General features: G+C 71.7%; 21 protein-coding genes. 10 read left to right on the top strand and 11 right to left on the bottom strand.

Features of this window, described 5'->3' with window-relative positions; all coding sequences use genetic code 11:
- Positions 1-237: 237 nt before the first annotated feature.
- From ABZZ74_RS07080 to pstB, 4 genes are all read left to right on the top strand, one after another.
- Positions 238-1,215: a substrate-binding domain-containing protein gene (locus ABZZ74_RS07080; RefSeq protein ID WP_356762285.1), complete on the top strand. Its 978-nt coding sequence runs from the start codon at positions 238-240 to the stop codon at positions 1,213-1,215.
- A 184-nt stretch (positions 1,216-1,399) separates the two neighbouring features.
- The gene (locus ABZZ74_RS07075; protein ID WP_356762284.1) at positions 1,400-3,073 is read left to right on the top strand and encodes a hypothetical protein; all 1,674 of its coding nucleotides are present in this window, start codon (positions 1,400-1,402) and stop codon (positions 3,071-3,073) included.
- Between the two features lie 111 nt (positions 3,074-3,184).
- Positions 3,185-4,147, top strand: a complete 963-nt coding sequence (locus ABZZ74_RS07070) for a class E sortase (protein ID WP_356762283.1) — start codon at positions 3,185-3,187, stop codon at positions 4,145-4,147.
- Between the two features lie 50 nt (positions 4,148-4,197).
- On the top strand, positions 4,198-5,055 hold the full coding sequence (pstB, locus tag ABZZ74_RS07065) for a phosphate ABC transporter ATP-binding protein PstB (RefSeq protein WP_356762282.1): 858 nt from the start codon (positions 4,198-4,200) through the stop codon (positions 5,053-5,055).
- A 96-nt stretch (positions 5,056-5,151) separates the two neighbouring features.
- Here the strand turns inward: pstB and ABZZ74_RS07060 are convergent, their stop codons facing one another.
- The 4 genes from ABZZ74_RS07060 to ABZZ74_RS07045 all read right to left on the bottom strand — a co-directional run bounded on the left by ABZZ74_RS07060 (position 5,152) and on the right by ABZZ74_RS07045 (position 8,713).
- Positions 5,152-6,789 carry a phospho-sugar mutase gene (locus tag ABZZ74_RS07060; RefSeq protein ID WP_356762281.1) on the bottom strand — a complete coding sequence of 546 codons (1,638 nt, stop codon included), beginning with the start codon at positions 6,787-6,789 and terminating at the stop codon, positions 5,152-5,154.
- 306 nt (positions 6,790-7,095) lie between these two features.
- A complete protein-coding gene (locus tag ABZZ74_RS07055; RefSeq protein ID WP_133049985.1) occupies positions 7,096-7,920 on the bottom strand; it encodes a purine-nucleoside phosphorylase in 825 nt (274 codons plus the stop codon).
- Between the two features lie 159 nt (positions 7,921-8,079).
- The gene (locus ABZZ74_RS07050; RefSeq protein WP_356762280.1) at positions 8,080-8,226 is read right to left on the bottom strand and encodes a hypothetical protein; all 147 of its coding nucleotides are present in this window, start codon (positions 8,224-8,226) and stop codon (positions 8,080-8,082) included.
- Between the two features lie 49 nt (positions 8,227-8,275).
- Positions 8,276-8,713: a gamma-glutamylcyclotransferase gene (locus ABZZ74_RS07045; RefSeq protein WP_356762279.1), complete on the bottom strand. Its 438-nt coding sequence runs from the start codon at positions 8,711-8,713 to the stop codon at positions 8,276-8,278.
- Positions 8,714-8,820: 107 nt separating this feature from the next.
- Here ABZZ74_RS07045 and ABZZ74_RS07040 point away from each other — a divergent pair, with 107 nt between their 5' ends.
- Positions 8,821-10,269: an NAD(P)H-quinone dehydrogenase gene (locus ABZZ74_RS07040; RefSeq protein ID WP_356762278.1), complete on the top strand. Its 1,449-nt coding sequence runs from the start codon at positions 8,821-8,823 to the stop codon at positions 10,267-10,269.
- A gap of 190 nt (positions 10,270-10,459) precedes the next feature.
- On the top strand, positions 10,460-11,380 hold the full coding sequence (locus tag ABZZ74_RS07035; protein WP_356762313.1) for a DeoR/GlpR family DNA-binding transcription regulator: 921 nt from the start codon (positions 10,460-10,462) through the stop codon (positions 11,378-11,380).
- A gap of 26 nt (positions 11,381-11,406) precedes the next feature.
- Here the strand turns inward: ABZZ74_RS07035 and ABZZ74_RS07030 are convergent, their stop codons facing one another.
- Positions 11,407-11,955 (bottom strand): TetR/AcrR family transcriptional regulator, encoded by a 549-nt coding sequence (locus ABZZ74_RS07030; RefSeq protein ID WP_133049992.1) that lies wholly within the window; start codon positions 11,953-11,955, stop codon positions 11,407-11,409.
- Positions 11,956-12,695: 740 nt separating this feature from the next.
- A complete protein-coding gene (locus tag ABZZ74_RS07025; protein ID WP_356762276.1) occupies positions 12,696-14,468 on the bottom strand; it encodes a biotin carboxylase N-terminal domain-containing protein in 1,773 nt (590 codons plus the stop codon).
- Between the two features lie 308 nt (positions 14,469-14,776).
- Here ABZZ74_RS07025 and ABZZ74_RS07020 point away from each other — a divergent pair, with 308 nt between their 5' ends.
- Positions 14,777-15,328, top strand: coding sequence for a hypothetical protein (locus ABZZ74_RS07020; protein WP_356762275.1), 552 nt, complete (start codon positions 14,777-14,779; stop codon positions 15,326-15,328).
- On the opposite strand, the gene ABZZ74_RS07015 is transcribed toward ABZZ74_RS07020, so the two are convergent.
- The 4 genes from ABZZ74_RS07015 to ABZZ74_RS07000 all read right to left on the bottom strand — a co-directional run bounded on the left by ABZZ74_RS07015 (position 15,297) and on the right by ABZZ74_RS07000 (position 18,046).
- Positions 15,297-15,917 (bottom strand): nucleoside triphosphate pyrophosphatase, encoded by a 621-nt coding sequence (locus ABZZ74_RS07015; protein ID WP_356762274.1) that lies wholly within the window; start codon positions 15,915-15,917, stop codon positions 15,297-15,299. The genes ABZZ74_RS07020 and ABZZ74_RS07015 overlap by 32 nt on opposite strands.
- A 54-nt stretch (positions 15,918-15,971) precedes the next feature.
- Positions 15,972-16,100, bottom strand: coding sequence for a hypothetical protein (locus ABZZ74_RS07010; protein ID WP_133048920.1), 129 nt, complete (start codon positions 16,098-16,100; stop codon positions 15,972-15,974).
- Between the two features lie 134 nt (positions 16,101-16,234).
- Entirely contained in the window at positions 16,235-16,444 is a 210-nt protein-coding gene (locus tag ABZZ74_RS07005) for an acyl-CoA carboxylase subunit epsilon (RefSeq protein ID WP_356762273.1), read from the bottom strand.
- 9 nt (positions 16,445-16,453) lie between these two features.
- Positions 16,454-18,046 carry an acyl-CoA carboxylase subunit beta gene (locus ABZZ74_RS07000; RefSeq protein ID WP_356762272.1) on the bottom strand — a complete coding sequence of 531 codons (1,593 nt, stop codon included), beginning with the start codon at positions 18,044-18,046 and terminating at the stop codon, positions 16,454-16,456.
- A 111-nt stretch (positions 18,047-18,157) separates the two neighbouring features.
- Between ABZZ74_RS07000 and ABZZ74_RS06995 the strand changes: the two genes are divergently transcribed.
- Together ABZZ74_RS06995 and ABZZ74_RS06990 are read left to right on the top strand one after the other, a co-directional pair.
- Positions 18,158-19,018 carry a biotin--[acetyl-CoA-carboxylase] ligase gene (locus ABZZ74_RS06995; protein ID WP_356762271.1) on the top strand — a complete coding sequence of 287 codons (861 nt, stop codon included), beginning with the start codon at positions 18,158-18,160 and terminating at the stop codon, positions 19,016-19,018.
- A gap of 168 nt (positions 19,019-19,186) precedes the next feature.
- Positions 19,187-20,311: an adenylate/guanylate cyclase domain-containing protein gene (locus tag ABZZ74_RS06990; RefSeq protein ID WP_356762270.1), complete on the top strand. Its 1,125-nt coding sequence runs from the start codon at positions 19,187-19,189 to the stop codon at positions 20,309-20,311.
- A gap of 47 nt (positions 20,312-20,358) precedes the next feature.
- Here the strand turns inward: ABZZ74_RS06990 and ABZZ74_RS06985 are convergent, their stop codons facing one another.
- The gene (locus tag ABZZ74_RS06985) at positions 20,359-20,874 is read right to left on the bottom strand and encodes a hypothetical protein (RefSeq protein ID WP_356762269.1); all 516 of its coding nucleotides are present in this window, start codon (positions 20,872-20,874) and stop codon (positions 20,359-20,361) included.
- Positions 20,875-21,152: 278 nt separating this feature from the next.
- On the opposite strand from ABZZ74_RS06985, the gene ABZZ74_RS06980 reads away from it, so the two are divergent.
- A complete protein-coding gene (locus tag ABZZ74_RS06980; RefSeq protein WP_356762268.1) occupies positions 21,153-21,653 on the top strand; it encodes a hypothetical protein in 501 nt (166 codons plus the stop codon).
- Positions 21,654-22,046 lie beyond the last annotated feature (393 nt).

Genomic DNA, 22,046 nt, shown 5'->3' with positions numbered 1-22,046 from the left:
TCCGTGTGCCGAAATCAGTACGCCGTCGGTGTGCCGAAAACAGTACGCCGTTCGGTGAATTCCCTAGGAGTGATGTAGGAAACGGACTCGTAACCTGAATACCGGCTGGATTTGGTGGCCGCCGGTACGAGTCTGCGGAATTGTTCTGCGTGGCCGGCCGACGGGTCGGCGGCGAAAAGGAATCCGGATTTGCTTGTACGTCCATTGCTCGATCCGTTTCCACGGAGGAGAACCCAAGTGAACGTCAAGTCCCGCCTGCGTCTCGGTGCCGGTGTCGGTGCTCTCGCCCTCGGTCTCGGCGCCGCCGTGGCCGCCCCCGCCCACGCTGACCCCTCCTCGGCCACCGACTACCGTCAGCTGGCAGGTGTCGGCTCCGACACGACCCAGGACGTCATGAACGCCCTCGGCGACGCGATCACCAACGGCAACGGCAAGGTCATCGCCTCCTGGAACGCCACCGGCTCCAGCACGGTCAAGACCAAGTCCGCCGGCTGCTCGATCACCCGCCCCGACGGTTCCGGCGCCGGCATCACCGCGCTGAACACCGCCCTGGACGGCAGCACCGGCTGCGTCGACTTCGCCCGCTCCTCGCGCGGCCCGTCCGACACCTCCACGACGGACCTGACCTTCATCCCGTACGCCAAGGACGCCGTGTCCTGGTCGAAGCTGTCCGGCAGCGCCCTGCCCGACAACCTGACGACCGCTCAGCTCAAGGCGATCTACGAGTGCAGCCTGACCTCGCTCAACGGCGTCGCGCTCACCCCGATCCTGCCGCAGTCGAGCTCGGGCACCCGCGCCTTCTTCCTCAACTCGATCGGCGTGGCCACCCCCGGCTCCTGCGTCACCACCAACTCCGGCATCCAGGAGAACGACGGCTCGGTCGTCGACAGCGCCGGCGACATCTTCCCGTACTCCGTGGCCCAGTACACCGCCCAGGAGTCCCTCGTGGTCGACGACCGCCGGGGCGACGCGGTGCTCGGCTCCGTCGACGGAAAGTCCGCGCGCAACAGCGACCTCACGCTGAACACCTCCTTCCCCTACCTGCGCAACGTCTACAACGTCGTCCCGACCGCCAAGCTGTCGAACGCGCTGATCGCGGACACCTTCGTGGGCACCGGCTCGAAGGTGTGCGCGAACACCTCCCTCATCACCACCTACGGCTTCGGCTCCCTCGGCAGCGCCTGCGGCAGCACGACCCTGACCGGCGAGAAGTGATCGCAGCCTCCTGACCGCACGCCGGCCGGGCACCTCCCAGGTGCCCGGCCCGACGGCGTTTCCCCGCCGACCCCGACACAGCCGACTCCGACACAGACCCGACCCGACACACCCCGACCTCGACCCGATCCCGACCGATGCAGACCCGCCCCGACCCTGACCGAGACCCTTGGGGGGACCGCCGATGAACCCACGACCCGCGCAACTCAGATCTCCCGTCGCGCTGTTGACCTGCTTCGCCCTGCTGTGCGCCGCCCTGGCCGCCGTCGTCGGCCTCTCGGGACGGGCCAGCGCGGCGACCGATCTGGGCAAGCTCACGGTCAGCCCCGCCTCGGGCAGCATCACGGACGTCCCCATGACGACGTCCGTCACCACGAGCACCGGCTGCAACGCGGCCAGCGCGCAGACCCTCGTGCTCCGGCTGGTGAACCCGACCACCCCGACGTCGTCCCTGCCGCTCGCACAGTCGGTGGCCAAGACCGGCGTCGGCGCGGACCCCATCACCGTCGGCCTCCAGGCGACGGCGGCCAAGCCGAGCCTGCAGTCGGCACTCACGTCCTCCGGGGTCCTGGCACCCTACGACGGCACGTACACGGTGATCCTCACCTGCGGCACCAGCACCACCGCCGACCGGTTCCTCGCCAAGGTCCGGGTCACGGGCGACCGTTGGACCCTGCTCGAACAGCAGGCCACGACCCTCGGGCTGACCGCGGACACCGGCGTTCCCGTGGGCGGGGACGTCAAGCTCACCGCGACGGTGACGCCCCCGGCGGCGGCGGGCTCCGTGGAGTTCACCAGCGGCGGCACCTCACTGGGCACGGCCCCGGTCACCGGCGGTACGGCCACGCTCACCGTCAAGGCCCCCGCGATCGGCGGCCCCCTGACCTACGGCGCCGCATTCACGCCCACGGACGCCGACGCCTACGCCGGCGCGACCGCCACGGCCAGCACCAACATCGACTACGTCGTCTCCGCCAAGGACGCCGACGGCAAGGTCCTCGCCGCCAAGCCGACGCTGACGATCGGCCAGAAGGTGAAGGTCACGGTCAAGGGCTTCACGCCCGCCGCCACCGCGAAGGTCAACCTCACCGACTCCACCGCCACCTACGGCGACGTGACCGCGAACGCCGAAGGGGCCGTCGCCGACTACGCGTTCACCGTGCCCAACGCCCTGCCCAACGGCGACCACTCCCTGCACTTCTCCGAGAAGACCGGCGTCTTCGCGTCCTTCGACTTCGCCAGCACCGACGAGGCCAGCCCCAGCCCCAGCCCCACCGAGAACCCCGACCTCACCGTGACCGACGAGGACGGCAACCCGCTCGACACCGACCCGGCCCTCGACGCCGGCCAGACCGTGAAGATCACCGCCCGTGGCTACGGCGCCGGTGCCACCGTCAAGGTGACCCTCGCCGACAGCGAGGCGACCTTCAAGGAAGCCAAGGCGGGCTCCGACGGCACGGTCGAGAAGTACGCGTTCACCGTCCCGAAGGACATCGAGGACGGCGACCACACACTGACGCTCGCCGAAGACAAGACGGACGGACACAGCGTCGCCTTCGCGTTCACCACCGGTACGGACGCCGGCGGGTCCCCCGAGCCCAGCGCCTCCGACTCGGACACCGGCGGCACGGACACCGGTGGCGCCGGGGGCGGTTCGGACACCGGCGGCTCCTCCGGCTCCGGCTCGGGCGGCGGTACCGGTGGCGGTGGCGGTGGGTCCATGGCGGCGACCGGCACCCAGGTCGGCGCCATCGGCCTGGGCTCTCTCGCCCTGCTCTCCGCCGGCTCGGCCCTCGTACTCCACATGCGCCGCAGGGGCCTGCTCACCTTCGGCGGCGACACACCGCAACACCGCTGACCGGCCGACGGACGGGCGGGAGGCGCGGCGAGAACGCAGACCGAGGCGCCACGGACCCCGCCCGCCGTCGGAGCCACACGTCGTAGGAACCCCGCTTCGAGGAGCGCCATCGTGACCACCCTCGCCCCGCCGCCGGCCGACGCGTCGGCGCCCCTCGGCGGACCGCCCGGTCCGCCGCCGTCCCCGCCCGTCCCGCAGCCGCGGCGGCGGGCTCCCCGGCCCCCCGCCCGCCCCGGGCTCGCGCTCGCCGGGGCGGCTGTGTGCGTGCTCGCCGCCGTGCTCCTCGGCTTCGCCGCGAACCTCACGGTCGTCGGCCACCTCCAGCACGCCCGCGACCAGCGCACGGCCTACGCCGAACTGCGCCGCCAACTCGCCCTGGGGACCGCCCCGGTGGGCCAGCGCGACTACGAGGGCAGACTGCTGAAGCCGGGCGCTCCGGTCGCCCTGCTGAGGATCCCCGCACTGGGCGTCAAGGAGGTCGTCGCCGAGGGCACCACCTCGGAGGTTCTGATGTCGGGACCCGGTCACCGCCGTGACACCCCGCTGCCGGGCCAGGCCGGAACCTCCGTCATCATGGGCCGCCAATGGGGCTACGGCAGCCCCTTCCTCCATCTGCGCGACCTGCCCGCCGGCACCCGCGTCGAACTCACCACCGGCCAGGGCAGGTCGGTCTACGAGGTCACCGGCGTCCGCCGGGCCGGCGACGAGCTGCCCGCGCCCCTCACCGGCAGCCAGGGACGGCTCACCCTCATCACCGCGACCGGAGCGCCGTACACCCCGAGCGGTGTCCTCCGGGTCGACGCCCGGCTGGTCACACCCGTCCAACCCCACCCTCCGCGCGACCTGCGGCCCGGCTGGATCGCCGCCTCCGAACAGGCTCTCGGCACCGATCCCCGGGCCTGGCTCGGGGTCTTCCTGTGGACGCAGGGCCTGCTGCTCGCCTCGCTGCTCGCGGTGTTCGCCTTCCGCGTCTGGGGCCGCTGGCAGACCTGGATCTGCGCCGGCCCCGTCCTCCTCGCGCTGGGCCTCGCGGACTCCCAGTCCCTCACCGCCCTGCTGCCGAACCTGCTGTGAACCCTCGGGCTCCGGAACCCCCGGCCCTCGCACGGAAGTTGACCGACCGAATGACCGAGAACACCGATCTCGTCGACACCCTCGTCCAGCCGCGCGTCGAGGACCCCGTCCCGGGAAGCGCACCGGGCAGCGGACCCGCCACCCTGCGTGCCGACTCCGTCTCCGCCTGGTTCGGCGACCACAAGGTCCTCGACCGGGTCTCGCTCACCATGCCCGCCCGTGAGGTCACCGCGCTCATCGGCCCCTCCGGCTGCGGCAAGTCGACCTTCCTGCGCATCCTCAACCGGATGCACGAACTGATCGGCTCTGCCGCCCTGTCCGGCCGGGTGCTCCTCGACGAGCAGGACATCTACGACCGCGGCCGGCGCATCACCCACGCCCGCCGCCAGATCGGCATGGTCTTCCAGAAGCCCAACCCGTTCCCGGCGATGTCCATCTACGACAACGTCGTGGCCGGTCTCAAGCTCAACGCCATCAAGGCCGGCCGCGACGGCAAGGACGACCTGGTGGAGCAGTGCCTCACCAAGGCGGGCCTGTGGAAAGAGGTCAAGGACCGGCTGCGGCAGCCGGGCGGTGCGCTCTCCGGCGGGCAGCAGCAACGGCTGTGCATCGCCCGCTCGCTGGCCGTACGGCCCCGGGTGCTGCTGATGGACGAGCCGTGCTCGGCGCTCGACCCGACGTCCACCCGGCGTATCGAGGAGACCATCGCCGAGCTGAAGTCCGAGGTCACCATCGTCATCGTCACCCACAACATGCAGCAGGCCGCGCGGGTCTCCGACACCTGCGCCTTCTTCCTCGCCGCGCAGGGCACGCCCGGGGTGATCGTCGAACACGGTGACACCGAGGCGATGTTCAACTCGCCGCGGGACGAACGGACTTCGGACTATGTGAACGGGCGGTTCGGGTGAGGTGAAGCACCGACCCGCGGGGCACGTGGACGTGGACGTGGACGTACGAGGTGTACGCCCACTGCGTCACGCCGACCCCGGGAACGGATCGCTTCGTCAGATGCCCGCTGCCGTCGAGAGGTCTCGTTTGATCGACGCCAGGAGTTCCGTCGCCCTGGTGCGGGCCGTCGGGAGGTCCGCGTGGTTCTGCACGGGGATCACCACCTCGAGGTAGCACTTCAGCTTCGGTTCCGTGCCGCTCGGGCGGACGATGACGCGGGCGCCGGTGAGGGTGTAGCGGAGGCCGTCGGTGGGGGGCAGTGTGTCGGTGCCTCGAGTGAGGTCCTCCGCCTTGGTGACGGGCAGGCCCGCGAGTTCCGTGGGCGGCTGTTCGCGCAGGCGGCGCATCGCGTCCGCGATGAGGGAGAGGTCCTGGACGCGGACGCTGAGCTGGTCGGTCGCGTGCAGACCGTGCTCCACGGCGAGATCGTCGAGGAGGTCGAGGAGGGTGCGGTTCTGCTCCTTGAGGACCGAGGCCAGTTCCGTGATCAGGAGGGCCGCCGTGATGCCGTCCTTGTCCCGTACGCCGTCCGGGTCAACGCAGTAGCCGAGGGCCTCCTCGTAGCCGTAGCGCAGGCCCTCCACGCGGGCGATCCACTTGAAGCCGGTCAGGGTCTCCTCGTACGGGAGGTTCGCCTTCTCGGCGATGCGGCCCAGAAGGGACGAGGAGACGATCGACTCGGCGAAGGTGCCCTGTGCTCCGCGGCGGACCAGGTGGGCGGCGAGGAGGGCGCCGACCTCGTCGCCCCGGAGCATGCGCCAGTCCGTGCCGGTCTTCACCGCCACCGCGCAGCGGTCCGCGTCGGGGTCGTTGGCGATGACCAGGTCAGGGGTCGGGGTCGTTTCGCGGGCCTTCGCGAAGGCCAGGTCCATGGCGCCGGGCTCTTCGGGGTTGGGGAAGGCGACGGTCGGGAAGTCGGGGTCGGGGTCGGCCTGCTCGGCGACGAGGGCTGGTTCAGGGAAGCCGGCCCTCGCGAAGGCGGCGAGGAGGGTGTCCTTGCCGACGCCGTGCATCGCCGTGTAGACCGTGCGGGCGGTGCGGGGGGAGGTGGGGGACAGGACGGCGTCCGTGCGGGCGAGGTAGGCCGACAGGACCGTGTCGTCGAGGGTCTCCCAGCCGGTGTCGGGGCGGTTGACGTCCTTGAGGGACGTGATCGCCTGGATCTCCGCCGCGATCTCCGCGTCCGCGGGCGGGACGATCTGGGAGCCGTCGCCGAGGTAGACCTTGTAGCCGTTGTCGCGGGGCGGGTTGTGGCTGGCGGTGACCTCTACGCCGGCGGCCGCGCCCAGGTGCCTTATGGCGAAGGCCAGGACGGGGGTGGGGAGGGGGCGGGGGAGGACGGCCGCTCTGAGGCCGGCGCCGGTCATGACGGCGGCGGTGTCGCGGGCGAAGTCGGCGGACTTGTGGCGGGCGTCGTAGCCGATGACGACCAGGCCGTCGGCGTGGCCGTGCTTCCTGAGGTACGCGGCGAGACCGGCGGCCGCGCGGATGACGACCGCGCGGTTCATGCGGTTGGGGCCGGCGCCGAGTTCGCCGCGGAGGCCAGCGGTGCCGAACTGGAGGGTGCCGTCGAAGCGGTCGGCGAGGTCGGTGAGGTCGCCGGCCTCCAGGAGCTTGGTCAGTTCGTCGCGGGTGTCCGGGTCGGGGTCCTCGGCGAGCCAGGTCTGGGCCTGTGCGATGAGGTCGTCGTGCACGGTCGGTCTCCGGTCTCGTGTGGTGCGGGTGCCTGCGGCGCATGTGCGGCTCTAGTGGGGGTGCGCGTAGCGCCTACGGTTCGATTGTGGGTCGGGGCCGGGGCGGGGGATGTCCGTCCTCGGTCGGGCGGTGCTGGTGGTCATGCGGTGCTGTCTGTTGACGCCCGACACTGCGGGCGGACACCCCTCACCCCGTCCCCTTCGCACGAACGGCGACTGCTACCCCATCAGGGGCGCAGGGAACTGCGCGAGCGGCCACGGGCCCGCACACGCCTACGACGGAACGCGGACCCCCTTCGGCGCCCTTCAGAGGCGGTCCAGGACCTGCGCGAGCAGGGAGCCCATGCGGGTCGCCGAGTCGCGGCCCGCCTGGAGGACCTCCTCGTGGTTCAGGGGCTCGCCCGTCATGCCCGCCGCCAGGTTCGTGACCAGGGAGATGCCCAGGACCTCGGCGCCTGCCTCACGCGCTGCGATCGCCTCCAGGACCGTCGACATGCCCACCAGGTCCGCGCCGATGACGCGGGCCATGCGGATCTCGGCCGGGGTCTCGTAGTGCGGGCCGGGGAACTGGGCGTAGACGCCCTCCTCCAGGGTGGGGTCGATCTCCTTGCACAGGGCGCGCAAGCGGGGGGAGTAGAGGTCGGTGAGGTCGACGAAGTTCGCGCCGATGATGGGGGAGGTGGCCGTGAGGTTGATGTGGTCGCTGATCAGGACCGGCTGGCCGGGGCGCATGCCCTCGCGGAGGCCGCCGCAGCCGTTCGTGAGGACCACCGTCTTGCAGCCGGCGGCGACCGCGGTGCGGACGCCGTGGGCCACCGCCGCCACGCCGCGGCCCTCGTAGTAGTGGGTGCGGCCCAGGAAGACCAGGGCGCGCTTGTCGCCGATGGCGTATGAGCGGATCTTGCCGCCGTGACCCTCCACCGCCGGGGGCGGGAAGCCGGGCAGCTCGGTGACCTGGAGCTCCGCGTCGGGAGTGCCGAGGGCGTCCACGGCCGGTGCCCAGCCGGAGCCCATCACGAGGGCGACGTCGTGGGTCTCGGCGCCGGTCAGTTCGCGCAGGCGCGCGGCGGCGGCGTCGGCGGCGGCGTGCGGGTCGCCCTGGATGTCGTCCGGAAGAAGAGATGCGTTCACGCGACTGAGGGTAGCCGGTCTGGTCCTACGCGCGTAGATGACGGAGCTCACGGGATGGCGATCGTTGTCTTGTCGTTTCCAACGACTGTCATGCATCGGTGATGAGGACGTCGTTGTCGTTGAAGACCTCGACGATGAAGATCAGCAGTCGGCCGCGACTCACCGGGTACTCCACGAGGACGTTCTGCGTGAGTCGGATCGTAGCGCGATGCCCTTGTCGAACGCGGTGCGCTGTCGGTCGTCGAGCCGGTCCCGGGCTTCGGCGGCCTGCACCGTGTAGTGGACGTCGTAGGTGGTCGGGGCCATGGGGTCTCCCGTTGAGGCGTGGATACTCCGAGTCCAGGAGCGGGGCCTCTCAGCACGGCCGCTTGCGCAGCTCCATCACGTAGTCGTGTGGCGCCCCGGCCGATTCCGCCGCGTCCGCGATCTCGCCCAGGTAGCGGGCCGAGGGGAGGCCGCCCTCGTAGCCGTTGAGGACGTAGAGCCAGGCCGACTCCTCGCCCTCCAGGGTGTGGACACGGACGCGCAGGCGGCGGTAGATGCCGAGGCCCACGCCCTCCCAGCGGTCCAGCGAGTCCTCGTCGGGCGGCGCGATGTCGTACAGGGCGACGAAGACCTGGGAGAAGGGGTCCTCGGCGATGGTCGCCAGGGCGCCCTCCCAGCCCATGTGCTCGCCCCCGAACGTCAGCCGCCAGCCGTTCAGCCAGCCCGTGGCGCGCATCGGCGAGTGCGGGGCGCGGCGGGTCATCAGCCGCGCGTCGAGGTTGCCGGCGTACGCGGCGTAGAGCGACATGGGGAGAGGGTACGGCAGGGAGAACAAGGGGCTCACAGGGAACAGGCGCCCCTTGCCCAACCCGTTGCCGCGGCCCCGGGCAGTAGCACCTTGAGCGGTGCGGGACAATGGGGTACGTGACTCGGATCGTGATCATCGGTGGCGGACCCGGCGGATACGAGGCGGCCCTGGTGGCCGCCCAGCTCGGCGCGGAGGTGACCGTCGTCGACTGCGACGGTCTGGGCGGGGCGTCGGTGCTGACCGACTGCGTGCCGTCGAAGACTCTCATTGCTACGGCCGAGGTGATGACCACCTTCGACTCGTCGTATGAAGAGCTGGGGATCATCGTCGCCGACGACACCCCGCCGCTGGAGCAGGCCGCCCGGGTGGTGGGTGTTGATCTGGGGAAGGTCAACCGGCGTGTGAAGCGGCTCGCTCTGGCGCAGTCGCACGACATCACCGCCTCCGTCACGCGGGCCGGGGCGCGGGTCATGCGCGGGCGCGGGCGGCTGGAGGGCATGCAGGCCCTCGACGGGTCCCGGAAGGTCGTCGTCTCCGCTGTCGACGGGAGCGAGGAGACGCTGACCGCGGACGCCGTGCTCATCGCGACCGGTGGGCATCCCCGTGAGCTGCCCGACGCCCAGCCCGACGGCGAGCGCATCCTGAACTGGACCCAGGTCTACGACCTCGACGAGCTGCCGGAAGAGCTCATCGTGGTCGGGTCGGGTGTCACCGGTGCCGAGTTCGCCGGCGCCTACCAGGCGCTCGGGTCCAAGGTGACCCTGGTGTCGTCGCGGGACCGGGTGCTGCCGGGTGAGGACCCGGACGCGGCCGCGGTGCTGGAGGACGTCTTCCGTCGGCGCGGCATGAACGTCATGGCCCGCTCCCGGGCCGCCGCCGCCAAGCGGGTCGGCGACCGGGTGGAGGTGACGCTGTCCGACGGGCGGGTCATCAGTGGGTCGCACTGCCTGATGGCTGTCGGTGCCATTCCCAACAGCGCCGGGCTGGGTCTCGAGGAGGCCGGGGTCAAGCTGCGGGAGTCCGGGCACATCTGGACCGACAAGGTGTCCAGGACCACGGCTCCCGGTGTGTACGCCGCGGGTGACGTGACCGGTGTGTTCGCCCTCGCGTCGGTCGCCGCCATGCAGGGACGTATCGCGATGTACCACTTCCTGGGGGACGCCGTCGCTCCGCTGAACCTGAAGACCGTGTCGTCGAACGTCTTCACCGACCCCGAGATCGCCACGGTGGGGTACACCCAGGCGGACGTGGACGGCGGGAAGATCGACGCCCGCGTGGTGAAGCTGCCGTTGCTGCGCAACCCGCGCGCCAAGATGCAGGGCATCCGGGACGGCTTCGTGAAGCTCTTCTGCCGGCCCGGCACGGGCATCGTGGTCGGCGGTGTGGTCGTCTCGCCGCGCGCCTCGGAACTGATCCATCCGATCTCGATCGCCGTCGACAACAATCTGACGGTCGAACAGATCGCGAACGCCTTTACCGTGTACCCCTCCCTTTCGGGGTCGATCGCGGAGGTCGCCCGTCAGCTCCACACGCGCAAGACCGGTGGCGAGGTCTGACGGCCGAAAGCGATTCCCCGCTGGTCACGGGGAGTTGTCGAGCGTGCGTGCGGCATAGGCGGGATGGATAGGCCCTATACCACTCGGCGCGCTTGCGTGCGAACAACTTCTGCTATTCGGCGCAAACAGCTGAAAGCAGACGGTCGTTGGCATTACTGTCAGTTTCGTGTTCGCTGCAGAACGTCGCCAATTGATCCTCGAAATGGTGCGAGCGAACGGGGCCGTGTCGCTCCGTGAGCTCGCCCGCGTCGTCCAGACCTCTGAAGTGACCGTACGGCGGGACGTGCGCGCACTGGAGGCAGAAGGACTCCTCGACCGCCGGCACGGCGGTGCGGTACTGCCGGGCGGTTTCACGCGGGAGTCCGGCTTTCCGCAGAAATCCCATCTCGCGACCGCCGAGAAGACGGCCATCGCCGATCTCGCCGCGGGCTTCGTCGAAGAAGGCGAGGCCATCGTGGTGGGGGCCGGTACGACCACGCAGGAGCTGGCCCGCCGGCTCGCCCGGGTGCCCGGCCTGACCGTCGTCACCAACTCCCTGCTCGTCGCCCAGGCGTTGGCCCATGCCAACCGGGTGGAGGTCGTGATGACCGGCGGGACGTTGCGTGGGTCCAACTACGCGCTGGTGGGCAGTGGGGCCGAGCAGTCCCTGCAGGGGCTGCGCGTTTCACGGGCCTTTCTGTCCGGGAGCGGGCTCACCGCGGAGCGCGGGCTGTCCACGTCCAACATGCTGTCGGCCTCCGTCGACCGGGCGCTCGTCCAGGCGGCCGCGGAGGTCGTCGTACTCGCTGATCACACCAAGCTCGGGACGGACACGATGTTCCAGACCGTGCCCACGGATGTGATCACGCGGCTGGTGACGGACGAGCCGCCGGCCCACGACGACCGGGCGGCCACGGAGTTGCAGGCCCTGGCGGACCAGGGCGTGCAGATCGCCGTGGCGGGGGCGTCGGGGGGCTCCGGGGACCCGGGGGGCGATGCGGTCCCCCCGCGTCAGGCGCGGGCCCTGCCGGGACAGCGGCGGCAGGTTCCGGGGGCCGGCCTCAGGGCGGCGACCGTGCTGGGGGACGCCGGGGTTGAGCGGGCCCGCGTCGCGGACATGCGGCGGCGGTAAGGCCCCCGCCGTCAGCGGCGTTGTCCTCAGGCGTCCTTCAAGCCTCTCAGGGTCAGATCGAGCAATCTGTCCGGCAGTTGTGGATCTGCCGGTGACTCCTCCGCCGCCAGTGCGATCGCGTGGGTCAGTTGGAGCAGGTCGCCCATCTCGACGTCCGCGCGGATTCTGCCGGCCTGCTGGGCTCGGGTCAGCAAGGCCGTTCCCGCCTCGCGCATGGGGGTGCTGCAACGGGCGAGGGCCGAGGCCCGGTCCGATGAGACGGACATCAACGCCCTGGCCAGTCCCCGGTATTCGCCGGCGTGCGCCACGACCTCGCGCAGCCAGGTCACCAGTGCCGTGCACGGTTCCGGGGCCGTCTGGAGTTCCCTCGCCCGGGAGAGCAGGTCGTTGACGGCGTCCTCGAAGACCGCGCTCAGCAGGGCGTGGCGGTTGGGGAAGTGGCGGTAGAGGGTGCCGATGCCCACGCCGGCCCGGCGGGCCACGTCCTCCAGGGACGCGTCCGTGCCGTGGGTGGCGAAGGCCGCACGGGCCTCGGTGAGCAGGCGGTCGTAGTTGCGGCGGGCGTCGGCGCGCATGGGGCGCGGGGCGGTGGGCGGCATCCCGGTGCCGCCGGTGTCCGCGGTCTGCGCCGACGTCGTGGTCACCATGCCCTCCATATGCTCCCCGCGATGCTTCCTCGTGCGTCCAGCATGCCATCGAGGTGCGTCGGTCGGGATGGAGAGATGGGGGCGGCCGGGATGGAGAGATGGGGGCGGCCGGGGCCGGGGGATGACGGGCGGCCGGGATCCGGAAAAGGCGGGCGGTCGGGATCGGGAGAGGGCGGGCGGTCGGGATCGGGAGAGGGCGTGCGGCCGGGGCCGGGGGATGGCGGGTGGCCGGGATCCGGAGAAGGCGTGCGGCCGGGATCGCGAGATGGGCGGGAGGCCTGGAGCCGGACAGGGCGGGCGGCCTGGATCGGGAGAGGGCGTGCGGCCGGGGCCGGGGGATGACGGGCGGCCTGGATTTGGAGAAGGCGTGCGGCCTGGATCCGAAGATGGGCGTGCGGCCGGGATCGCGAGATGGGCGGGAGGCCTGGAGCCGGACAGGGCGGGCGGCCGGGATCCGGAGAAGGCGTGCGGCCGGGATCGCGAGATGGGCGGGAGGCCTGGATCCGGAGAAGGCGGGCGGTCTGGATCGGGAGATGGGGGGCCGCCGGGATCTGGAAAAGGCGGGTCGCCGGGATTCGGAGAAGGCGTGCGGCCGGGCTTTGGGAAAAGCGAGGCGCCCGGTGGTCTTGTCGTTTCAGGCCACCGGGCGCCTCGTGGGGCCGCGGGTGTCAGTCCTTGATCTCGCAGATGGCGGCGCCGGAGCTGATGGACGCGCCGATCTCGGCGGACAGGCCCTTGATGGTGCCGGAGCGGTGGGCGTTGAGGGGCTGTTCCATCTTCATCGCCTCCAGGACGACGACCAGGTCGCCCTCCTTGACCTCCTGGCCCTCCTCCACGGCGACCTTGACGATCGTGCCCTGCATCGGGGAGGCGAGGGTGTCACCGGAGGCGACCGGGCCGGACTTCTTGGCCGCGCGCCGCTTGGGGCGGGCGCCGGCGGCCAGGCCGGTGCGGGCCAGGGTCATGCCCAGCGACGCCGGGAGGGAGACCTCCAGGCGCTTGCCGCCGACCTCGACGACGACCGTCTCCCGGCCGGACTCCTCCTCCGCCTCGGCATCCGCCGGGGCGGCGAAGGGCTTGATGTCGTTGACGAACTCGGTCTCGATCCAGCGGGTGTGGACCGTGAACGGCTCATCCGAGCCGGTCAGCTCCGGGGCGAAGGCCGCATCGGTGACCACCTTGCGGTGGAAGGGGATCGCGGTGGCCATGCCCTCGATGTGGAACTCCTGCAGCGCCCGGGCGGCCCGCTCCAGCGCCTCCTTGCGGGTGCGGCCGGTGACGACCAGCTTCGCCAACAGGGAGTCCCAGGCCGGGCCGATGACCGAGCCGGACTCCACGCCCGCGTCCAGACGCACGCCCGGACCGGCCGGAGCCTCGAACGTGGTGACCGTGCCCGGGGCGGGCAGGAAGTTACGGCCCGGGTCCTCGCCGTTGATGCGGAACTCGAAGGAGTGACCGCGCAGCTCCGGGTCGCCGTAGCCGAGTTCCTCGCCGTCGGCGATGCGGAACATCTCCCGCACCAGGTCGATCCCGGCGACCTCCTCGGTGACCGGGTGCTCGACCTGCAGACGGGTGTTGACCTCCAGGAAGGAGATCGTGCCGTCCTGGCCGACCAGGAACTCACACGTGCCGGCGCCCTCGTAGGAGGCCTCCTTCAGGATGGCCTTGGAGGCCCGGTACAGCTCGGCGACCTGATCGTCGGTCAGGAACGGGGCGGGCGCCTCCTCGACCAGCTTCTGGTGGCGGCGCTGCAGCGAGCAGTCCCGGGTGGAGACCACGACCACGTTGCCGTGCTTGTCGGCCAGGCACTGGGTCTCCACGTGCCGGGGACGATCCAGGTAGCGCTCCACGAAGCACTCGCCGCGGCCGAACGCGGCCACCGCCTCACGCACCGCGGAGTCGTACAGCTCGGGCACCTCCTCGAGGGTGCGGGCGACCTTCAGGCCGCGGCCGCCGCCGCCGAAGGCGGCCTTGATGGCGATGGGCAGGCCGTGCTCGCGGGCGAAGGCCACGACCTCCTCGGCGCCGGAGACCGGGTCGGGGGTGCCGGCCACCAGCGGCGCCCCGGCGCGCTGGGCGATGTGCCGCGCTGCCACCTTGTCGCCCAGGTCGCGGATGGCCTGCGGCGGCGGCCCGATCCAGATCAGGCCCGCGTCCAGCACCGCCTGCGCGAAGTCGGCGTTCTCCGACAAAAAGCCGTAGCCCGGATGGACCGCGTCCGCGCCCGACTCACGGGCGGCGTTAAGGATCTTGTCGATGACCAGGTAGCTGGTGGCCGGAGTGTCACCGCCCAGGGCGAACGCCTCATCCGCGGCGCGGACATGCAGAGCGTCCCGGTCCGGGTCGGCGTAGACGGCCACGCTCGCGATGCCGGCGTCCCGACACGCCCGGGCCACGCGGACAGCGATTTCGCCACGGTTGGCGATGAGCACCTTGCGCACGATTGAGGCTCCCTCCTTGAAACAAGCCGAGTTTAGGGACTGCCGACGAGGCACTTCGACCCGTCCCCAATGGTGAGCTTGCCCACACGGAGCGTGATTCGAGGCTCGCTCGACCCGCGAAATCCCTTGTCGTACCCAGGTACGCAGGACTCCTCCCGGCAACCCTAGCTCTCCCATGTGGTCAAGGTCTCTGTGAGAGCGTGCTGCGGGCCACTCTGTTTCTTTGTGGAGTCCCTACGAATGGCCCAATGATTCTTTGCGGTCGGCACAACCCTTGTCCCGGGGTTTACCCGTTAGTAGCGTTCGCGATGGATCGAAACGTACTTGGAGTAACCCGAACTTGGCTCGAGAGTGGGTGGGGACCGGTGGTGCGCAGGCCGGTGGCATGGGTCGTGGCGGTCGTCCTCTTCGTCGAGGCGTTCGGGGTCGCCGCGCTGAACTGGTTCCTCGGGATCGTCGTCGACCGCCAGGACATGTCCCTGGCCGGCCTCGACCCGGACACGATGTCGCTGTCCTCGAAGATCGGCGGGATCGTCTTCGGCCTCTACTACGCCCTGTGCGGTCTGGTCGCGCTCCTGGTGGCGATACGCAACCGTCCCGCGGCCGGCTTCGGCCGCGTCCTGCTGGTCAGCGCGGCGGTCGTGCACGGCCTCCTGGCGGCCCTCCTGTGGGGGCTGGTGGGCTGGCCCGCGTTCGTGTTCATGGTCGTGGTGCTGGCCCTCATCGTGCTGCTGCTGATGACCTACGAGGCACCGGTGCAGCCCGCCGAGCCCGTCGACACGCCGCCCGCGGACGTGCCGGGGCCCGAGGGCGACGAGGGCTCGCCGGTCACTTCTCCGCCGGCGCCCACAACTCCGTGATGCCGACGCCCAGTTGGGCGAGGAGCTTGCGCAGCAGGGGGAGGCTGAGGCCGATCACGTTGCCGTGGTCGCCGTCGATGCCCTCGATGAACGGCGCGCTGCGGCCGTCCAGGGTGAACGCCCCGGCCACGTGGAGCGGTTCGCCGGTGGCGACGTAGGCGGCGATCTCCTCGTCGCTGGGGTCACCGAAACGGACGAGCGTGGAGGCCGTGCCCGACACGTACCGCTTGCTGGTGGTGTCCCAGACGCAGTGGCCGGTCTGGAGCGTCCCGGCCCGGCCGCGCATCGCCTTCCAGCGGGCGGTGGCCTCCTCGGGGTCCGCCGGCTTGCCCAGCGCCTGGCCGTCCAGTTCCAGCACGGAGTCGCAGCCGATCACCAGGGCACCCTGCACTTCCGGCCGGGCGGCGACGACGGAGGCCTTTGCCTCGGCGAGGGCGAGCGCCAGCTCGGCGGGGGTGGGCGCGGTCACGGCATCCTCGTCCACGCCGCTCACGATGACCTCGGGGTCCAGGCCCGCCTGGCGGAGCAAATTCAGTCGGGCGGGGGACTGGGAGGCGAGGATGAGACGCCTGCGGCGCTGTGCAGTCATGCGGTCAGGTTAGTCAGGTGCCGCCGCCGGACTCACCTCAGGCGGCCGCCTCACTCACCGCAGGCCGATCACGATCATCGCCAGGACCATGGCCAGCGCCATGAGAACGCCGAGCCGCCGCAACATGTCCTGCGTTTCGCGCAGTTCCTCGGGCGGCTCGTTCTCGGGGTCGGACCACAGCATGCCACCAGCGTGGGGCTTGGCCGGGCTACGGCGCCTGAGTACACGTACTCAAGTTGAGCCCGGCGCTGTCCTACCGTGCGCCCACGCGGCGGAGCCGCATGTCGCTACAGCCCCGCGCTCCTAAAGCATCACACTTACCCCGGCCAGTAAGTCCGCGCCCATGCCGACGGCCCCGGCTGCGGGAGGCGCTGGGCCGCGATGCGGGACGGGTCGGACCAGGTGTCCCTGTCCTTGGCCGGGGTCTCCGGCGCGGCGGAGGCCGCCGCCGCTCGGACCCTGACCACCGTCAGGGCTGCCGCCAGTTCCTCCGGGGTGGGGTTGCCCCGTACGACCTTGATGTTCACAGCGTCTCCTTAGAGGGGGATGTTGCCGTGCTTCTTCGGGGGCAGGGACTCGCGCTTGGTGCGCAGCTGGCGCAGGCCGCGGACGACGTGGCGGCGGGTGTCGGACGGCATGATCACCGAGTCGACGTAGCCGCGCTCGGCCGCGACGTAGGGGTTGAGGAGGGCGTCCTCGTACTCCTGGATCAGCCGGGCGCGGGTGGCGTCGAGGTCGCCGTTGGCCTCGGCCTCGGCGATGGTGCGGCGGTGCAGGATGTTGACCGCGCCCTGGGCGCCCATGACGGCGATCTGGGCGGTCGGCCAGGCGAGGTTGAGGTCGGCGCCGAGGTGCTTGGAGCCCATCACGTCGTAGGCGCCGCCGAAGGCCTTGCGGGTGATGACGGTGATCAGCGGGACCGTGGCCTCGGCATAGGCGTAGATCAGCTTGGCGCCGCGGCGGATGATGCCGTCGTGCTCCTGGTCGACGCCGGGCAGGAAGCCGGGGACGTCCACGAAGGTGAGGACGGGGATGTTGAAGGCGTCGCAGGTGCGCACGAAGCGGGCCGCCTTCTCGCTCGCCTTGATGTCGAGGCAGCCGGCGAACTGCATCGGCTGGTTGGCGACGATCCCGACGGGGTGGCCCTCGACGCGGCCGTAGCCGGTGAGGATGTTCGGCGCGTACAGCGGCTGGGTCTCGAAGAACTCGGCGTCGTCGAGGACGTGTTCGATCACCGTGTGCATGTCGTACGGCTGGTTGGCGCTGTCCGGCACCAGGGTGTCCAGCTCGAGGTCCTCGGCGGTGACCGCGAGGTCCGCCTCCTCCGGGTAGACCGGCGCCTCGGAGAGGTTGTTGGACGGCAGGTACGACAGCAGCTGCTTGATGTACTCGACGGCGTCCTTCTCGTCGCCGGCCATGTGGTGGGCCACACCGGAGACGGAGTTGTGGGTGCGGGCGCCGCCCAGCTCCTCGAAGCCGACGTCCTCGCCGGTGACCGTCTTGATGACGTCCGGGCCGGTGATGAACATGTGCGAGGTCTGGTCGACCATGACGGTGAAGTCGGTGATCGCGGGGGAGTACACCGCACCGCCCGCGCAGGGGCCGACGACCAGGGAGATCTGCGGGATGACGCCGGAGGCGTGGGTGTTGCGGCGGAAGATCTCGCCGTACGCGCCCAGGGACGCCACGCCCTCCTGGATACGGGCGCCGCCGGAGTCGTTGATGCCGATGACCGGGCAGCCGGTCTTCAGCGCGAAGTCCATCACCTTGACGATCTTCTGCCCGTACACCTCGCCCAGCGCGCCGCCGAAGACGGTGAAGTCCTGGGAGAACACGGCGACGGGGCGGCCGTCGACCGTGCCGTAGCCGGTGACGACGCCGTCGCCGTAGGGGCGGTTGGTCTCCAGGCCGAAGTTGGTGGAGCGGTGGCGGGCGAACTCGTCCAGTTCGACGAAGGAGCCCTCGTCGAGCAGCAGCTCAATGCGCTCACGGGCCGTCAACTTGCCCTTGGCGTGCTGCTTTTCGACGGCGCGCGCGGAGCCGGCATGCGTCGCCTCGTCAATACGACGCTGGAGATCCGCGAGCTTGCCCGCAGTGGTGTGAATGTCGATCGCTTCCGGCTCGGACATCGGGATCGCGGCTCCCTGCCTGCTCAAAAGGGGGGACGGTTACTCATCCGTAGAGTAGTGGTGGCCCTACGAATCAGCAGTGCGGCGTTTCACACACCTAGGGTGGCTTGCATGACGCCGCGCGATGCATCAGACGACAGCCGCTGGTCCGACCTGGAACGGCCTCCCCTCAACGCCGTGGCGCTGCGCCGCGGGCTCGTGCGGGAGGGCGGGCTGTGGCGGGAACTGGAGGTGGTGCGCGCCACCGGCTCCACCAACTCCGACCTGGTAGCCCTGGCGGCGGCCGGCAAGGCGGCCGAGGGCTCGGTCCTGGTCGCCGAGGAGCAGACCGCCGGGCGGGGCCGCCTGGACCGCCAGTGGACGGCACCGGCCCGCTCGGGCCTGTTCTTCTCCGTGCTGCTGAATCCGGCCGAGGTGCCGGTTGCCCGCTGGGGCTGGCTCCCGCTGCTGACCGGCGTGGCGGTGGCGACCGGGCTGGCGCGGGCCGCGGGCGTCGACACCGCACTCAAGTGGCCCAACGACCTGCTCGTCTCCATCGCCGGTGAGGAACGCAAGGCCGGCGGCATCCTGGCCGAGCGCGCCGGGGACGACGGCGTGGTCATCGGCGTCGGCGTCAACGTCACCCTGCGGGAGAGCGAGCTGCCCGTCCCCGCGGCGGGGTCGCTGGCGCTGGCCGGAGCGGTGAGCACCGACCGGGATCCGCTGCTGCGGGCCGCGCTGCGCGCCCTGGAGGAGTGGTACGGGCGCTGGCGGGAGGCCGGCGGCGACCCCGCTGAGAGCGGTCTGCAGGAGACGTACGCGGCGGGCTGCGCGACGCTCGGCCGGACGGTACGGGCCGAACTGCCCGGGGACCGGTCGGTCACCGGGGAGGCGGTCGCCGTCGACGGCGACGGACGGCTCGTGATCGCCACGGCGGACGGTGTCCAGGAGCCGGTGGGAGCGGGAGACATCGTCCATCTGCGCCCGGCGTGAGAAAAGTCGGCGCGTCCGGCGTTGTGAGGACGAGGCCCGCACCGGCGCGGGTCACCCTGGCGGTACGGGTGACGTAGCGTCGGCTCCACGGGAGTGAGGTAGCGCACAGCTGCCGTAGAGTGAAGGCCGGTCGATACCTGACCGCGGCAGATCGGAAGGGCAGCAGGCGTGACCGTCGACGACACGGGCTCCGGTTCGGACGCGGACGGCCGGGTGGACCCCCACGCCGCCGACCCCGGCGAGGACCCGCTCGCCCTGCGTCTCGAACACCTGATCCTGGGCGCCGAGCGGCGCTACACGCCCTTCCAGGCGGCCCGTAGCGCCGGCGTCTCGGTCGAGCTGGCGACCCGCTTCTGGCGGGCGATGGGCTTCGCCGACATCGGCCAGGCCAAGGCGCTGACGGAGGCCGACGTCCTGGCGCTGCGCCGGCTGTCCGGTCTCGTCGAGGCGGGGCTGCTGAGCGAGGCCATGGCGGTCCAGGTGGCCCGCTCCACCGGCCAGACCACGGCCCGTCTCGCCGAGTGGCAGATCGACTCCTTCCTGGAAGGCCTGACGGAGCCCCCGGAGCCGGGGATGACCCGGACCGAGGTGACGTACCCGATCGTCGAGCTGCTCCTGCCCGAGCTGGAGGAGTTCCTGGTCTACGTCTGGCGCCGCCAGCTCGCGGCCTCCGCCGGGCGGGTCGTGCAGGCCGCGGACGACGAGGAGATGGTCGACCGGCGCCTCGCCGTCGGCTTCGCCGATCTGGTGGGCTTCACGCGGCTGACCCGCCGGATGGAGGAGGAGGAGCTCGGCGAGCTGGTCGAGGCCTTCGAGACGACGGCCGCGGACCTGGTCGCCGCGCACGGCGGTCGGCTGATCAAGACGCTGGGCGACGAGGTCCTGTACGCCGCCGACGACGCGGGCGTGGCCGCCGAGATCGCGCTGCGCCTCATCGAGACCATGGCGAACGACGAGACGATGCCGGAGCTGCGGGTGGGCATCGCCTTCGGCACGGTGACCACCCGAATGGGCGATGTCTTCGGTACGACCGTGAACCTCGCCTCCCGGCTCACCTCGATAGCCCCCCGGGACGCCGTCCTCGTCGACAGCGCCTTCGCGGAGGAACTGATCCGCACCGGGGAGGCGCCCGCCTCCGAGGCGGAGGCGGCCGAGGCCGCGGCGACGGCGGAGAAGGAGGGGGAGGAGCCCCCGGTCTACCGCTTCGCCCTCCAGCCGATGTGGCAGCGGCCGGTGCGTGGCCTGGGCGTGGTGGAGCCGTGGCTGCTCAACCGCAGGGGCGGCGCGGTATAGCCGACGGCGCTCGGGGGCACCCGCAGCCGACTGTTTTTTCAGGGCCGTCAGCCGTGCTGCCCCGACCCGCCGACGCACAGCCCGACGATCGGCACGCACAGGCCCGGCCTCGGGGTGGCCGACGGGGCCGTGCTGCGGCCGGGGGTGGGTGTCGGCTGCGGGGCGGGGGCGGCCGGTGTCGTCTCGGGGCCGCGGGGTGCCTGGGGCGCGGTGGTTTCCGGTGCCGGGGTGTTCGGTGCCTCGGGGATCGTGGTGCGGTCGGGGGCTGCGGCTAGGTCGGCTGCCGTCGGTCGCGCTGAGGGACCGATCGTCACGGGCACGGACGTCGAGGTGGCCGACGGTGTGGCACTCACCCCGCCCATCACGGAGGTGGCCGAGGGAGCGGCGGTGGGTGCGGCGGCGACGGTGGCGACGGCGTTGGATGCCTGCTCCGCCCCACTGCCCGGGTCCAGCCGAGGCTCGGCCTCCGCGGTCCCGCTCCCACCGACCCCGGCCTCGGGAGTGAGCCGCACCAGACTCAACGCCCCGGCCGCCAGGGCGAGCCCCCCGACGGCGAACAGCACCTTCCGCGGCCGCGGCCGCCTGTGCCGCCCCCGGATCCGGGATCCGAAGAGAGGGAGGCGGGCGGCGGGCGGTTCGATGTCCGGGGTGGCCGCTCGGGCGAGTCCCCCTGGCCCGGCGGGCCCTCGCAGTCCGCCGGACTCAGCACTCTCGGCGGAGAGCGCCTCTATGCGCGGGGAGATGCGTGTGGCGGCTTGCGCGGCGCGAGCCGCTTGCGCGGGCCGGGGGCCTTGAGCCGGGCGAGCGGACGGCGCGGCCCGAACGGCGTGCGGGGTGCCCTGTGAGGCGTGAACGGAGGACGGCTCGACCCTCGGGACGGCATGCCCCGCTGAAGCGCCAGGCCCGGCGGGCCCGGCATGCCCAGCTGGCCCGGCGGCCCCGGCAGGCCCGGGTGGCCCGGCAGGCCCGGCGGCCCCGGCAGGTCCGGCAGGTCCGGCAGGTCCGGCAGGTCCGGCTGGCACGGCAGGCCCGGCGGGCCCGGCATGCCCCGCTGAAACGGCAGGCCCGGCCGGTCCGGCTGGTCCGGCAGGCTTCGCTGGTCCGGCCGGTCCGGCTGGTCCGGCAGGCTTCGCTGGTCCGGCCGGTCCGGCTGGTCCGGCAGGCTTCGCTGGTCCGGCTGGTCCGGCTGGTCCGGCAGGCACGGCTGGCACGGCAGGCCCGGGTGGCCCGGGTGGCCCGGGAGGCTTGGCTGGTCCGGCTGGTCCGGCTGGTCCGGCAGGCACGGCTGGCACGGCAGGCCCGGGTGGCCCGGGAGGCTTGGCTGGCGCGGCAGGGCGGATAGGCCCGGCAGGGCGTGGCGTCTGGGCGGGGGGCGTTGTGCGAGGTTCCCTTGCCGCCGACGTCCCGGTCGGCTCGCCGCTCCGCGGCCTTTCACGCCGCGCCGCCGCCCGTGCCGTCCCGCCGGTCTGGGCCGCCTTCGCCCGACCCGCTCCTGTCGTTTCCTCGGTCGGTCCCGGCGTCTTCCCGGTCGGTGTCGGCCCCGGTGGTTCGTTGCGGAGTGCCGTGCCCGTCCGTCCTGGCCGTTCCCCGTGTCGTACTGGATCCGTCGTTTCCGGCTCCCTCATCGCGTCCTCCCCGATGCGTTCGCGCCCCCGGTGCGCCGTGGCGGACGCACGTTATGCGCTGCTGTGGGGGGTGGGTGGGGAGTTGGGCGGGATGTCACTCGAACGGGTTG

Source organism: Streptomyces sp. NPDC006476 (assembly GCF_040612015.1).
Lineage (GTDB): Bacteria > Actinomycetota > Actinomycetes > Streptomycetales > Streptomycetaceae > Streptomyces > Streptomyces griseorubiginosus_B.
Note: the sequence above shows the minus strand (reverse complement) of the source record. Positions and strands in the feature narration are given on the sequence as shown.